11 protein-coding genes and 1 pseudogene are annotated in these 13,307 nt (G+C 62.9%); 7 read left to right on the top strand and 5 right to left on the bottom strand.

Annotated features, from left to right (window positions below; all coding sequences use genetic code 11):
- Positions 1-312 precede the first annotated feature (312 nt).
- The 7 genes from QZM72_RS31270 to QZM72_RS31240 all read left to right on the top strand — a co-directional run bounded on the left by QZM72_RS31270 (position 313) and on the right by QZM72_RS31240 (position 8,476).
- Positions 313-4,035 (top strand): YadA-like family protein, encoded by a 3,723-nt coding sequence (locus QZM72_RS31270; RefSeq protein WP_301740003.1) that lies wholly within the window; start codon positions 313-315, stop codon positions 4,033-4,035.
- A gap of 14 nt (positions 4,036-4,049) precedes the next feature.
- Positions 4,050-4,718 (top strand): hypothetical protein, encoded by a 669-nt coding sequence (locus QZM72_RS31265; RefSeq protein ID WP_301740002.1) that lies wholly within the window; start codon positions 4,050-4,052, stop codon positions 4,716-4,718.
- A 30-nt stretch (positions 4,719-4,748) separates the two neighbouring features.
- On the top strand, positions 4,749-4,961 hold the full coding sequence (locus QZM72_RS31260) for a hypothetical protein (protein ID WP_301740001.1): 213 nt from the start codon (positions 4,749-4,751) through the stop codon (positions 4,959-4,961).
- Positions 4,962-4,976: 15 nt separating this feature from the next.
- Entirely contained in the window at positions 4,977-6,419 is a 1,443-nt protein-coding gene (locus QZM72_RS31255) for a DUF1173 domain-containing protein (protein ID WP_301740000.1), read from the top strand.
- 261 nt (positions 6,420-6,680) lie between these two features.
- Entirely contained in the window at positions 6,681-6,818 is a 138-nt protein-coding gene (locus QZM72_RS31250; RefSeq protein ID WP_301739999.1) for a hypothetical protein, read from the top strand.
- Between the two features lie 8 nt (positions 6,819-6,826).
- Positions 6,827-7,720 (top strand): Crp/Fnr family transcriptional regulator, encoded by an 894-nt coding sequence (locus QZM72_RS31245; protein ID WP_301739998.1) that lies wholly within the window; start codon positions 6,827-6,829, stop codon positions 7,718-7,720.
- 597 nt (positions 7,721-8,317) lie between these two features.
- Positions 8,318-8,476, top strand: coding sequence for a hypothetical protein (locus tag QZM72_RS31240; RefSeq protein ID WP_301739997.1), 159 nt, complete (start codon positions 8,318-8,320; stop codon positions 8,474-8,476).
- Between the two features lie 11 nt (positions 8,477-8,487).
- On the opposite strand, the pseudogene QZM72_RS31235 reads toward QZM72_RS31240, so the two are convergent.
- The 5 genes and pseudogenes from QZM72_RS31235 to QZM72_RS31215 form a co-directional block, all read right to left on the bottom strand.
- Positions 8,488-8,825 (bottom strand): annotated as a pseudogene (locus tag QZM72_RS31235) (transposase); the annotation flags it as partial.
- 33 nt (positions 8,826-8,858) lie between these two features.
- Positions 8,859-9,665 carry a polysaccharide deacetylase family protein gene (locus QZM72_RS31230; RefSeq protein WP_367620046.1) on the bottom strand — a complete coding sequence of 269 codons (807 nt, stop codon included), beginning with the start codon at positions 9,663-9,665 and terminating at the stop codon, positions 8,859-8,861.
- A gap of 23 nt (positions 9,666-9,688) precedes the next feature.
- Complete coding sequence (locus QZM72_RS31225; RefSeq protein WP_301739995.1) at positions 9,689-9,841, bottom strand: hypothetical protein; 153 nt, start codon at positions 9,839-9,841, stop codon at positions 9,689-9,691.
- Complete coding sequence (locus QZM72_RS31220; RefSeq protein WP_301740069.1) at positions 9,838-10,992, bottom strand: glycosyltransferase; 1,155 nt, start codon at positions 10,990-10,992, stop codon at positions 9,838-9,840. Before QZM72_RS31220 ends, QZM72_RS31225 begins: the two co-directional genes overlap by 4 nt.
- Positions 10,993-11,334: 342 nt before the next feature.
- Positions 11,335-13,170: a clostripain-related cysteine peptidase gene (locus QZM72_RS31215; RefSeq protein ID WP_301739994.1), complete on the bottom strand. Its 1,836-nt coding sequence runs from the start codon at positions 13,168-13,170 to the stop codon at positions 11,335-11,337.
- Between the last annotated feature and the right edge of the window lie 137 nt (positions 13,171-13,307).

Here is a 13,307-nt window from a genome sequence, read left to right as displayed (position 1 = left end):
CCAGCGTGGTTCACCTACCTCCATACCGCTCGGCAACACGCGATAGCACTCGCTCGAGCGTGCGCTAGCGACCACGACGGGGAATGTCCTCCTCTGATTGCCGATATCCCAATGCTGCGCGACGCCTTCGAGGGTGCCGTGCTTGAGATTCACCAAAGGCAGGGCCGTCAGATCGATGGCGATGTTGCCGAAAGAAACCCCCTCTGTTCCCGGAATCTTGGCGGAGGACAGGAACAGAGGGCTCCAGGTCCTGCGCGAGCGCAGGCGTAAACGTCCCGTAGACCGGGCACTCGTTGTTAAGCGGGGATTGTAATGAAATTTTCGAAACGCCCTACACCAAGCGGTTTATCGATCGCGATCGCCGCGGCGATCGCATCGATGGCTGGTCCAGTGCATGCTCAGACGTCTGGAGACGGTGCGCTTTCAGATGGTAATGGTGCCGTTGCCTCTGGCGATTATTCCGTTGCGATCGGCACGGCGGTTACCTCTGCCGGGCCGCGCTCGTTGAGCTTTGGTTACGCGTCGACGGCGGCCGGAGCCGATTCGATCGTGCTCGGGACGTCCAGCACCGCGCAGACGAATGCGGTAGCGGTCGGCAATACGACGGCGGCCGGTACGAATGCAACGGCAATGGGTTCCGCCGCCACTGCTGCGGGCAATGGTTCCGTCGCGATCGGAACCGGCGCCGTCGCGAACAATTCTCAGGATGTCGCAATCGGATCGGGATCCACGACCGGCGCCGCACACCCGCTTAGTAGCTTCGGTATTGCTGGTGAGAACTACTCGGTGGCGGGATCAACGTCCAACGGGGTGGTGAGTTTCGGTGCGCCGCAAAGTCCGAGGCAACTGACTAATGTCGCCGCCGGCGCCGTTAGTGCATCAAGTCTCGACGCCGTCAACGGATCCGAGCTCTATCAAATGGGACAGGCAGTTGGAAGTCTCTCGACGTCGACGAGTCAGTCCGTGACGTCGCTGTCGACTGCGATCGCCAACAATGCCACAGGAGTTGCCGCCGTCTCCTCCGGACTCGCTACGCTGTCCACCACCGCCTCACAATCTTTGTCGTCGCTATCGACAGGGCTCTCGAGCAACACGGCCAACGTCACGAGCTTGTCGAGCAGCGCAGCCTCAAGCGTAGGTTCGCTCTCAACCAGCGTGGCCGGCGCCGGTACGGCGTTGGCCAGCTTGTCGACCGGTATTGCGCAGTCGGCCACGTCGCTGTCAACCGGCCTGGCAAGCAACACGGGCAGCATCACGAGTCTGTCGAGCAGTACGGCATCAGGCTTTGGTTCGCTCTCAACTGGGCTGTCCGACGTCGGCACGACGGTCGGGAGCTTGTCGACGAGCACGGCTGCAGGGTTCTCGTCACTGTCGACGTCGACCGCTCAAACGATCGGAAGTCTGTCGACAGGCACGGTCAGCGCGATTGCGACGTTGTCGACTACGACAAGCCGATCGATCTCGTCTCTTTCGACTGGCCTGGCTGACGACGGCGCGACACTCTCGGCAATGCAGTCCGGTCTGGCTGCAGGGACCGTTGGTCTGGTTCAGCAAGCGGGCGGTGCCGGCACGGGCGCGATCACGATCGGCGCCAGTACCGGCGGTACGGTGCTCAACGTCGCCGGCGACGCGGGCGCGCGGCAGGTCAAGGGTGTGGCTGCAGGCACAGACGCTACCGACGCGGTCGACCTGCAGCAGCTGCAGAGCTTGGCGGGCCAGACGGGCGCGATCGGCGCGAGCGCAGTTAGCTATGACGACGCGTCGCATACCCGCGTCACGCTCGGTGCATCAAGTTCGCCCGTGACCCTCACCAACCTCGCGGACGCCTCGTTGAACGCGAGCAGCACCGACGCTGTGACGGGGCGGCAGCTCTATGCTGCCCAGCAGGCGACGAACGCAAACGTCGGCGCGATCGCTGCCCTATCGACGTCAACGCTGGCGGCAGCGTCCTCGCTTTCCACGGGCATCGCCAGCAACGTCGTCTCGATCGCGAGCCTGTCGACTAGCACGACCACGGCGCTTTCTTCCCTCTCGACCGGCTTGTCGTCGGCCAACGCCGGCGTATCAGCCCTCGCGTCCAGTCTTGCGAACGGGACAGTCGGGCTGGTTCAGCAGTCCGGCGGTGCCGGTACCGGCACGATTACGATCGGCGCCAGCGCCGGCGGCACCGCGCTCGACGTTGGCGGAACTGCGGGCGCGCGGCAGATCAAGGGCGTAGCCGCCGGCACGAACGCCACCGACGCAGTCAACCTCCAGCAACTGCAGGGCGTAACGGCCGCTATGGGTGCCGTGGGCGCCGGCGCAGTCTCCTATGATGACCCGATGCATTCGCGCGTCACGCTCGGCGCTTCCGCAGGATCGCCCGTCCTGCTCACTAACGTCGCAGACGCGGCACTGACGGCCACCAGCACGGACGCGGTGTCTGGTCGGCAGCTCTACACCGCCAACCAGGCGATCAGCACCTACGCGGCCTCGATCGCAACGCTGTCGACGTCGACTGGCTTCGCCGTGTCGTCGTTGTCCTCCAGCGTCGCCAACGGTGGGGCGACGCTTGCCGCGCTGCAGTCGGGACTGGCGGCCGGCACGATTGGCCTGGTGCAGCAGGCCGGCGGTTCTGGCACCAGCACGATCACGATCGGCGCCAGCACCGGAGGTACGGCGCTTGACATCGCCGGCACCGCCGGCGCGCGCCAGGTCAAGGGCGTAGCTGCAGGCACTGACGCCACCGATGCGGTCAACCTCCAGCAGCTGCAGGGCGTGGCGTCTCAGGCCGGGGCGCTCGGCGCGAGCGCGGTCGTCTACGACGATGCCTCGCATACGCGCGTCACTTTAGGCACGGCAGGTGCGCCCGTCACCTTGACCAACGTCGCCGATGCGGCCTTGACGGCGAACAGCACCGACGCGGTCTCGGGACGGCAACTGTATGCGACGAACCAGAGCGTCTCCGCCCTGGCTGGCCAGCTCGCAACGGGTACCGTCGGGCTCGTGCAACAACGCGGCGGCTCGAGCGCCGGCGCCATTACGATCGGCGCCACTACTGGCGGGACCGACATCGACGTCAGCGGCCTGGCTGGCGCGCGCCGCATCTCGGGCGTGGCAGCGGGTGTGAACACCACCGACGCGGTCAATGTCGGCCAGTTGAACCAGGTTATCGGTACGGTCAATACGATCGCCGGCAACGCGCTGTCTTACGACGATCCCACGAAGCTCAGCGTGACGCTTGGAGGGCTCGGAGCCGGGGCGGCTGTCACCATCCATAACCTCGCGCCCGGCTTGTTGTCAGCAACCAGCGCGGATGCGGTCAACGGCGCGCAGCTCTTTGCGACGAATGCAAACGTCGCCGCGAATACCAGCGCGATCGACGCACTTTCTTCCCGGCTTGGCGCGATCCTCCCGTCGAGGTTAAGTCAGAGTCTCCCCGAGCCCGGTCAGGGCAGCCTCAAATATGCCGCGTTTAACAGCACCGGTGCCGGATCCGTCGCAACCGGCGCGGATGCGACGGCGATCGGCAGCAATGCGATGGCTGCGGGCGATCGCAGTGCCGCACTCGGTGTGGGTGCCGTTGCGCAAGGCAGCAGCTCGATCGCGGTCGGCAGTGCTGCGGACGCAACTGGCGCCAATGCCGTGGCGCTTGGCGCCGGCTCAGTGGCCGATCGCGACGATTCGGTGTCGATCGGCAACGCGGCCACTGGTATGACGCGAACACTGACCAATGTCTCGGTCGGAACGGCTCCGACCGATGCCGTCAACGTCCAGCAGCTGAACGACTCGGTGACGAATCTGAGCAACCGCATCGAACACGACCGACGTGACGCCAACGGTGGCATCGCCGCGGCTGTCGCGATCGCCAGTCTGCCCCAGGCGCCGGCGCCCGGAAAGAGCATGGTGGCCATCGGGGGCGGGACGTACGGCGGGCAGTCCGCCATGGCGCTCGGCATTTCAACGTATGCCGGCCACTGGATTCTGAAGGCGAACGGTTCGACCGATACGCGCGGCACCGTGGCCGCCGGCGTAGGCGCTGGATTCGTCTGGTAACCAGGGAGATCACCATGAATTCGAAACTTCCTGCTGGACCGGTCGTGGCGACGGTCATCGGTCTGAGCAATCCCGACGTGCCGATTACTTTCGAGCGCGCGCTGCAGGCTCGTGTCGACTACGCGATGGCGATCTGCACCACCGATGAAGGATCCGAAGCGTGGGACGCACTCCTGAAACGGGCACGCTATGGGGCGAGCGATCTTGGCCGAGACCTTGTCCTGGTCGGTGCCGACGATCTCCGTTGTTCGCCGCTGCTCGCCGACGTGCCCGTGTTGCGAGACGCGTTCGAAAGTGCCGTCAACTGGGCGCAGGTCGACCAGGCCAGCGCCGAGGCTGAACTGGCGGAGGCCTTGGCTGAAGCCGAGAGCGAGCTGGCGCGAGAGAAGGCGGCCGACGAGCGGCGTGCCAAAACGAAGGCGGCAATCGAAGCCGGCGATTGGCCGGCGCTGGATCTACCAACGCCCGAAGCCTTCGTCCAGGCGCTGGCCGCGGGCAAATCGGTCGACGTCGACGGCCACTGGTTCGACTTCGTCAGCGACGAAGGTCTGTGGTGTACGAACCCGTATGGCGTCGATGCCTATTTCGGAGACGCCATACCGTCGATCGCCTACGCCCGTGAACTGCTCGGTGCGATCGCGCTCGGCACCGTTTTCGGCGACGTCCCGCCTGACAGCGATTGAGCTGCCCTATCCCCATACCGGAGCTACCCCATGACCGATCAGGTGTTTCGAAGTGGCAAACCCGTAACCGCGCACAGCATCGTGTCGGCCGCGATCGCAGGCGACATGACAGCCGATGAGGCCGTGGAAGTCGTCCAGCTGCTGATCGAGGCCCGCGCGCGCGGTCTCGACGTGAGGCAGGCCGCGCCCCGGTCACCCAAGGCGCCCTCGCGGAGCTCGGCCAAACGGTCGGCCACCGTCTAAACCAGGAGATCTGGCATGCAGAACTTTGAATTGGACGGGCAGGAATACGAGGCGGGAAGCAATAGTTTCCTTGCGAAACTGCCAGCTGCGCACGAGGCGAAGACACGTCCGCTCTGCCTATGCTCGACCCCGCCGATTCCGATGTACATCGCACGTTTCGAGGGGCGGTATCAGGTCAAGCGTATGCCCGGTACCGGCGCGAAGCACAAGCTCGGCTGCGATTCGTACGAAACCCCGCCCGGCCTGAGCGGTTACGGCGATGTAGAGGGATCGGCCATCGTCGAGGATCCGGAGTCCGGAGAGGTCACACTCAAGTTCGGCTTCGCGTTGGCGAAAGGCGCGGCGCGGGAGATGCCGGAGCCCTCTGGCGATGAGCCTGACAGCATCAAGACGGATGGCAAGAAGCTGACTTTGCGGGGTTTGCTGCACTACCTCTGGGAACAGGCCGGCCTGAATCGCTGGTCGCCGGCCATGACCGGCAAGCGGAACTGGTCGGTGATCCGCAAATATGTGCTGTTGGCCGCCGCGGGCAAGAACGCGAAGAAGATGAGCCTCGAGGACATGCTGTACGTCCCCGAGATGTTCGTCGGCGACCAGAAGGATCGCATCGCCCAGCGACGCACGGAGCATCTCGCCCGGATTTCTGTTTCCGAGTCCGGGAAGCCGCACTTCGTGCTGGTGATCGGTGAGCTCAAGGAAATCGCGACCGCTCGCTTTGGCTTCAAGCTGGTCATCAAGCATCTCCCCGACTATGGCCTGATGGTCGACGAGAAGACCAAGAAGCGGATCGAGAAGGTCTTCGCGTCGGAACTCGATATCTGGGCGGCCACGGAAGGCGCCCACCTCGTGGTCATCGCCACCGCGAGCCTGTCAGCGGCCGGTATCGCCACCGTCCAGGAGGTGTCGATGATGCTGACCAACGAATCGTGGATCCCGTTCGAATCGCTCGCCGACAACGCACTGCTGAAGGCTTTGGCCACCCGTCGTTACCAGAAGTGCCTGCGCTACAACCAGACCGCGAAGCATCCAATCGCCACGGCGTTGTTGACCGACGCCGAGCGCGGTACGGCGCTCTATGTTGTACCGGCCGATGTGTCGTCCGGCTACCAGTCCGAGCTCGACACGCTTATCGCGGAGTCGGAGCTGGATTCTTGGATCTGGCGGCCGGGGACAGAAGTGATGCCCCCGCTTCCCTTGACCGCCTTCGACGCGGCGCGCAAGGCCCAACGGCAACCGCGGCCGCTCGCGTCGGCACCGGCCACCGATGCCGTAGCGGTACCGGGGCCTGCGGCTGCGCGCGAGTCCGAAAACAGAACGCGCGGGGCGGTTAAGGCGCCCGAAACGGAACCGGATCCGACTCCGCTGTTCGCCGAACCTCCGGTCGTCGATGAGCCGCCCCCGATGTTCGATGAAGAACCGCCCTATACCGATGAGGATAGACCGGCGAACTGGTTGTGAGTGCAACTGGTTATGGAATCTCGCAGTTCCGCTGGACTGAAAGAGATTATTTGGGAATGTTGTGTATCGCTAACGAATATGGAGAACTGAATAGGCCAGCCAAAAAAACGCCCCGATTGCACTCGGGGCGCGACCAAGATGACGTACGACAGGGACCTTCAGCGTCGCAGGCGTCACATCAGAAAGTTCGGATTCTAGAACAGAAGCGTTCCCTGTCAAGCGTCATCTATGTGACAGCAATTTAACGAATCAGCACATCAGATGATGATCCAGAACAACATTGGCCGTATTGTCGGTGAGGCATTGAAAACAGATGCAACGGCGCTGCCGCTCCCCTCCGTGGTAGCGGTTGGCGCTGACCCGGATATCCAAAATTCAAGGGTATCGGGTACGGACTGAACCAGCTCATGACTCGGCTGATTCCCGGCACGTCGCCGAATTTGGCGCACGCCCCGACGAATCCGACCTGTCCGGCCGCCAGCGACGACTGGATGGCTGCGCCTACGCACGCCCCCAGTCGACGCGCGGCGCTGCCCGCGCGCGTTTGGCCGGCGGATATTCCGTGTCCGGCGCCGGCGAACAGCCCCCGGCTGCTGCGCGAGTTGAAGTTGCGCCTCGGCCGATATCTTGAAACGCCGCAGGCCTGGTTGCCGGCCCTGAACGCTGCCAATGGAAGCCGCCGCCAGCAGCGCAGCGAGCGCCGTATAGCCTGCGTGCAGCTGGTGCGAGCGCTTGTCAAATTTTGTGACGTCTCGACGTTGCGTATTGCAGTGCCGGCGCAGAGCGGCTGGGTGGATTTCACCCTGCCCTACCTGGCCGAGCAGGCGGGTCTCTCGGTGCGCCGTGCCGAGCGCGCGCTGCGCGACCTGGTCACCGCACGGCTGGTGAAGAGCCGGCCGCAGTGCGAGGTAGCGGTCGGCGACGAAGGGCCGCGCTATCGTGGGCTTGCGGCCATTCGCTACGTGACGCCTGCACTGTTCGAACAATTCGGCCTGGGCAAATGGCTGCGCCATGAGCGCACACGTGCCCACCTGCGTGCGCAGCGCCGACGCAATGCCGCGCGCAAACGCGAGCGGAAGGCCCATGCCAGTGCCGGCCAGCTGCGCACGCTGCTCACCGACAAACTGGCGGCTGCTCAGGCTAAGGCTGCGGCTCGGAGCACGCGCTCCGACGGCGATCGTCGTGCCGATCTCGAGCGCGCGATCATGATCCGCGCCGGCGAACTCAAAGATATCTATCCGGACTGGGATCGCGACCGGTGTTTCCGGGTCGCGCGTAACCAGCTCGCCCCACCCGCCTAGGGTCCAAACGGTTTCCTCCTATCTATCGCTACCGCGAGGATGGCGCTTGCGCGGATCCGTCGTCGTGCCGTCTTCTGCCGGCATTTTGTGTCTCATTCGCTGGTTTTTGGCCTGGATTCTGACGCCGTGTCGCCGCCTGGCCGTTCGCAACTGTGGATAAGTGCATTTAACTGTCGGGACGGCTGGCCGTTAAGTGTCGGGGCTTAGTCAGAACCTATCTCTACCTATACCCCATATCAACCCGCGGCAATGCCGCGGTGTCACGCGGGCTCCGCCCGCTTGGCAGGAACCCCCCACGGGCTGCATGCGCTTTCCACCGGCAGGCCGTAAGCGGTACGGCGGCCGCTGGCCGCCGCACCGCTAACGGCGCGACAAAAGATTTCGGGGCGCGTCAGAGCCGCACCCCGAAATCAGCGCGCGCGCGTGCGCGCCCGTCTGCCTGCAAGCAACTTCGACCATCCTCGGCTGCTGAGCTTTCAGAGAGGGGGTAATCTGCATACACAACTAACGGTCAAACGGCGTGCCTCCGCCAAAATTATCCTCCTGCCACTCCATGCCCCGTGTCTACAAGAACGCTCCGGCAAACGGAAACTCCATGTGCAGTTCGTCGATCCGCCACATCAGCAACTGGTCCGCCTCGCTCACTGGCTGCGGCCGAAGAAATCGCTGGGCGGTCTGACGCCTGCGACCTACGCTCGCCAACTGGCGGCAAAAACAGAGACATCAACCCCGGATTCTAAAGTCGGGCGCTACTGAAAATGGGGGGACGTCGCCGGCAGCGCATGCGTACGGTCAATCATCGCTTTGCGCTCAGCAGTCCGGCTTTGCTGAGCGCTCCTGACAAAAAATTGTTCTCCAGCGTCAAATGTCCGATCTTCGCGCGCAGCGTTTTCACGTCCACCGGCGGCTCGTTCGACGGTGGAGCTGCCGCGCCGAACATGTCCGCCGCACGCTCCTGCAGTTGCCGCTTCTACTCCGTGATCTGGTTCGGGTGCACATCGAACTGCTGCGCCAGTTCGGTCAGCGTGCGCTCGCCCTTGACCGCCGCCAGGGTCATTTTCGCTTTGAACACCGCTGAGTGCGTCCGGCGGGTTCTTTTCGTCATCTTTCCGGTTCCTTTGCCTGCATTATCGCTGGCTCAGGCCCGGCCATTCCACTCACCCGACTGTCCGAATTTGCGCGGCCACCTCTCTTCTCGACGCGACAGAAACTTTGCGCCCTGACCTAGCGATACCCGCACACACTTGAACCACAGCCTCGTAGCCCCGACCCCGCCCGCGACCGGAATCCGCGGCAACAAAAACGGATCGTCGTTCGCACCGGCGCATCCGCGCCGGGTCGTCGTCGCGTTGCCGTAACCGGCAGCGATGACCTCATCGCGCACGCGCGCATCGAGATCGCCGTACGGATAGCAGAACGATTCGACGCATTGGCCGCTCAGCATTTCGAGTTGCCGCTTCGATTCGGTCAATTGAAATGCCGAGACAGGTGTCGGCACATACGACAGCGCAACGTGATCGAGCGTATGCGAGCCGATTTCATGGCCGTGATCGCGCCACGCGAGCATGTCCTCACAGGTCATCAGCGGTGAGCGCTTGGTCGGCGCGCCAGCATCCCAGTCGTTCTCGCCGCCGAACCGGCCGGCGACGAAGTAGCAGGTCGCGGTGAACCCGAGCGCGTCGAGCACGGGCATCGCATGCGTGAGCACGTTGCGAAAGCCGTCGTCGAACGAAATTCCGAAGACCTTGCCCTGCCGCTCTCCGCGCAGGTATGGCTGTAGTTCGCGCACGCTCAGGCCACGGTAGCCGAGCCGCTTGAACAGCGCCATCTGGCGGCGGAATGCGTCGGGCGCGACGCTCAGGCTGCGCAGCCGGTCGGTCGTCGGCGGCAGTTGGCGGATCTGGTGATACGTCAGGATCGGATAACGTGGGGTGAGCGCAAGCATCGGCGGATCGCAGGAAGGCGGGATTACGCGGCCTTGCGGAAAATCCGCATGGTCTTGAAGTCTCCGACCTCAGTAAAATCGGCACTGGCGGCCCACCGCGCGGTGATCGGTGCGGCATTCCGGTAGGCCAGCGGCTCCTTGTGGCGCAGGTCCCGGCACTTCTTCCAGATATTCACTGCCATTTCGTAGATCTCAATGAAGTCACCCAGCGGTAGGGGTTGTGCCGAATCGATTTGTGATAAACGGACAAGGTCGCGTCGATGAACGCGTCAAACGAGAATTCGCGCTTGCCTTTCAGCCGCGCGCTGCGCCCCATCGCACGGACGCAGCCGGGTTCCTGCACGATCGCGCGCAGGATCGCTTCGATCGCCGCGGGCTCGCGCGGCGGGACGACCCAGCCGTCCACGCCCGGTTCGACGTTCTCGGGCAGCCCGCCCACGCGCGTCACGATCGCCGGGCAGCCGAGCGACATCGCTTCGCGGCACGCATACGACAGGCTCTCGTGGTACGACAGCACGAACGACACGTCGATGATCGAGAACGGCGCTCGCACATCGTCGAGCCGCCCGGTGAACGCAGTGCGCGACGCCATGCCGTGCCGCGTGAGTTGCTCGCGCTGCTGGCCGGACGGCTCCGCGCCGACCAGCAGCACGCGAAACCGCTCGCGCTCGGCTTCGGGCAGGCGGCCGAGCGCGGCGATCAGGTCCATCCAGCCTTTTTCGGGCGCGGTGCCGGCGCTGCTGCCCAGCACGATCGCATCCGCGCCGGCCGCGCCGAACAGCGCGATCTTGCGGCGGCGGATCTCGTCGGCCGCGAGTCGTTCGGCAGCCGGCCGACGCACGCCGTGCTTGACGACGGTGACGTTGCCGTACGGCGAGCGCAGCGCGAGCATGCTGGCAACGTAGTCGCTGACCGCGATTGTGTGGTCGGTGGCCAGCCGGGCGCGCAGCAGGTTGCCCAAGCTGTCGGCGCGATAGGTGTTGTGCTTGGTCAGCACGACCGCCGGCCGATACCGGCAGCCGAGCAGCGCGAGCATCACCTGCCGGTGATCGGCGGACCCATTCACGTGGATCACGTCGAAGCGCTCGGCGGCGATCCGCTGGCGCAGCCTGAGAATCTCCCGGCACAGCCGGTTCCAGCGCGGCTTGAATTCCATGTCGAAGATCGCCACGTCGGGACTGTCCTTCAGCAATCGCGACAGGCGGCTGCCTTCCGGCGACGCCACGGTCACGCGGTGACGGCCGCTCATCGCGACGGCGAGATCGCGGACGTATGTGTCCTGGCCGCCGCCGTAATCGCCGTGGAAGTTGGTGTACAGAATGTTCATCATGCGTAGCACCTATTCACCCGTACACATTAAAGGACTCAAGATTCAGACAATGAATGATTCACCATCAAACTTGTCAATAACGCCATTTGTGCGCTACCAATTCACCATAGGAACCGCGCGAGACGTGACAGATACGTGAAGCGGGGTCGTGTCGGAGTCTGATACCCGTCACAAAAACTTTGCGCGTCCAAAAGCAAATACTATTTGCGTTTGAACACCCCAGCAGCCGTGGCACAGAGATACCCTGCTACACATCAATGGCGGATACATGGATTCGCTTAAGGCACGTGGCCCGCCTCTACCATTTGGCTTACGGCGGGCCACACCACACTTTTCAGCTCAGGGGTTGCGCGGATAAATGTCCGTAAGCTTGACATTCCATGTCGAATCGGTCGCCATCAATGCCTGGCTCAAACTTCCGTGCACGGGGGCCAACTGGAGATCGAAATTCGCCAGGCTGAACACGGGCGTCGCCGGAACGAGATCGGTCGCCCTCCCTGTCGTCGTGTCGAGCTTTACGGCAAGGATGCGCACCTTGTCTTCCGCGGCGGGTAACGGCATCAGTCGAGGTACGCGATCCGAGAGCGAGGATGTCGTGCCCACCGCAGTCCACTGCGGCGCCGCATCGGCAGGATCGTCGTTGAGTTGATACAGGAGATAGGTCAGCTCTCCGTTCAGCTCGATGGGAACACCCCAGTATTTATTGTTATCGTCAGCATAGAGATAGCCGAGAATCACCGGGTAGCCATCGAGCGTGGGCCAGTCGCCCGACAGCGGCACATTGAACGACTGCGATGCGCTGAATCCACTTATCTCGCGCAGGGGGATGCTGCCTACCAGTGTGGCCGTACCATCAGTTCCGACATTGGAAAAGAGAAGATTGTCGAGGGAAAGAATCCCGGCGTCACTGGAGACGCTCCCGGTAATCGCCCCTCCCCTGACAACTGCATTGATATCGCTGATATGCGGCTTGGACGCGATCGCGGCAATATATTTGCTCGTGAAATCGCGGTACTTGGGCGAAAAATCTATCGCCTGATATTGCGACTGTGTTGCGCCAGATATGAACGATCGAGACGGAAAGTAGACAGACAGGCCAGACGCGCTACTGTAATTCGCACTGGTGTTGCTATATACTACCGCCTGACTGATCGCATTGGCCAGCGCTACGGAACCCTGAACCTTGTCGGCGATGTTCCGAGAGAATTGTTTCAGATCGACCAGATCGAGGGAGGGGTTACTGTCGGTGCCGCTACCATTGCCGCCAAAGCCCAGCGAGGTCGCCCGCATCCAGGCCACCCGGGCCCAACTGTCATCCGAACCGGAAATCGCCGAGAGCACGGTTCCCGTCCATGATTCGAGCGTAGTCTGAACGTTGGCGATCTTGCTCAGATCGATCAATGACAGCGTACTGAATTCCCTCTCGCCGTCCTGCTTTTCGATGTACGAATCGGCAACCGACTTCCCAAACGTACGTGCGTCTTGCGTCGCAGAGGCCACGACAGTAGTCCAGTTCCAGCCGCTGCCGGGTTCGAGTTCCTGCGACGCCAAAAGATAGTCGGCATATGGGCTCAGTGCGCTCGCGACTTCAACCGTCGCCATCAGGCATGCGTCGAAGCCGATCAGATCAAAGCGAATATTCGCCGCTTTCTCGCCGTCCGCAATCGCCTTCGACAAATTCGGCAATGTCATCTGCGACCCGTTGAAATTCTCATCGCCACCATATCCCGTCCAGCCGCCCCCGTGATCCCACAACAGCAGCTTGTAATTGCCGGCCGGGTACTTGCTTTTCGTCCATGCAATGAAGTCGGACAGGGTTGACGGCGCCCCCATGTCGACCTTGCCCAGATCCGCGACCTGCTGAAGCTTGCCGTTGGCGATGACATGGCGCTTTACATTGATCCAGTTCGGCACGAGGCGAGTGGGGTCGTTGACGACATTCGCACCGCCGGTTTCGATCACGATATTGGCATTGGGCGGCAGGGTTGCCTTCAACATCTCTTCGAGGTTCTTCGTAGCATTTCTACCCGCCTCGTCGTTTCCACGACCACTCTCAAGATCGGAGCCGAGCATATAAACCATCACGGTGGTAGCGGCTTGCGGTTGGGGCGACGCAGTATCGTCGCCACCGCACGATGCCAGAAACACGACAAGCGAGAGTGCTGTCACTTTCATTGATAACGATTTCACGATATCTACTCCATTTTTCAACAATGAATTTGAACTCCAAATTGGAGGACGATATTTTTATGCAGTGATATTTTGCCGAACGACCGGTTCGTCATTAATAAACCGGACGCGTGTTCAGATAG

The sequence above is a fragment of the Burkholderia sp. AU45388 genome (genome assembly GCF_030481585.1).
Classification (GTDB): domain Bacteria; phylum Pseudomonadota; class Gammaproteobacteria; order Burkholderiales; family Burkholderiaceae; genus Burkholderia; species Burkholderia sola.
Note: the sequence above shows the minus strand (reverse complement) of the source record. Positions and strands in the feature narration are given on the sequence as shown.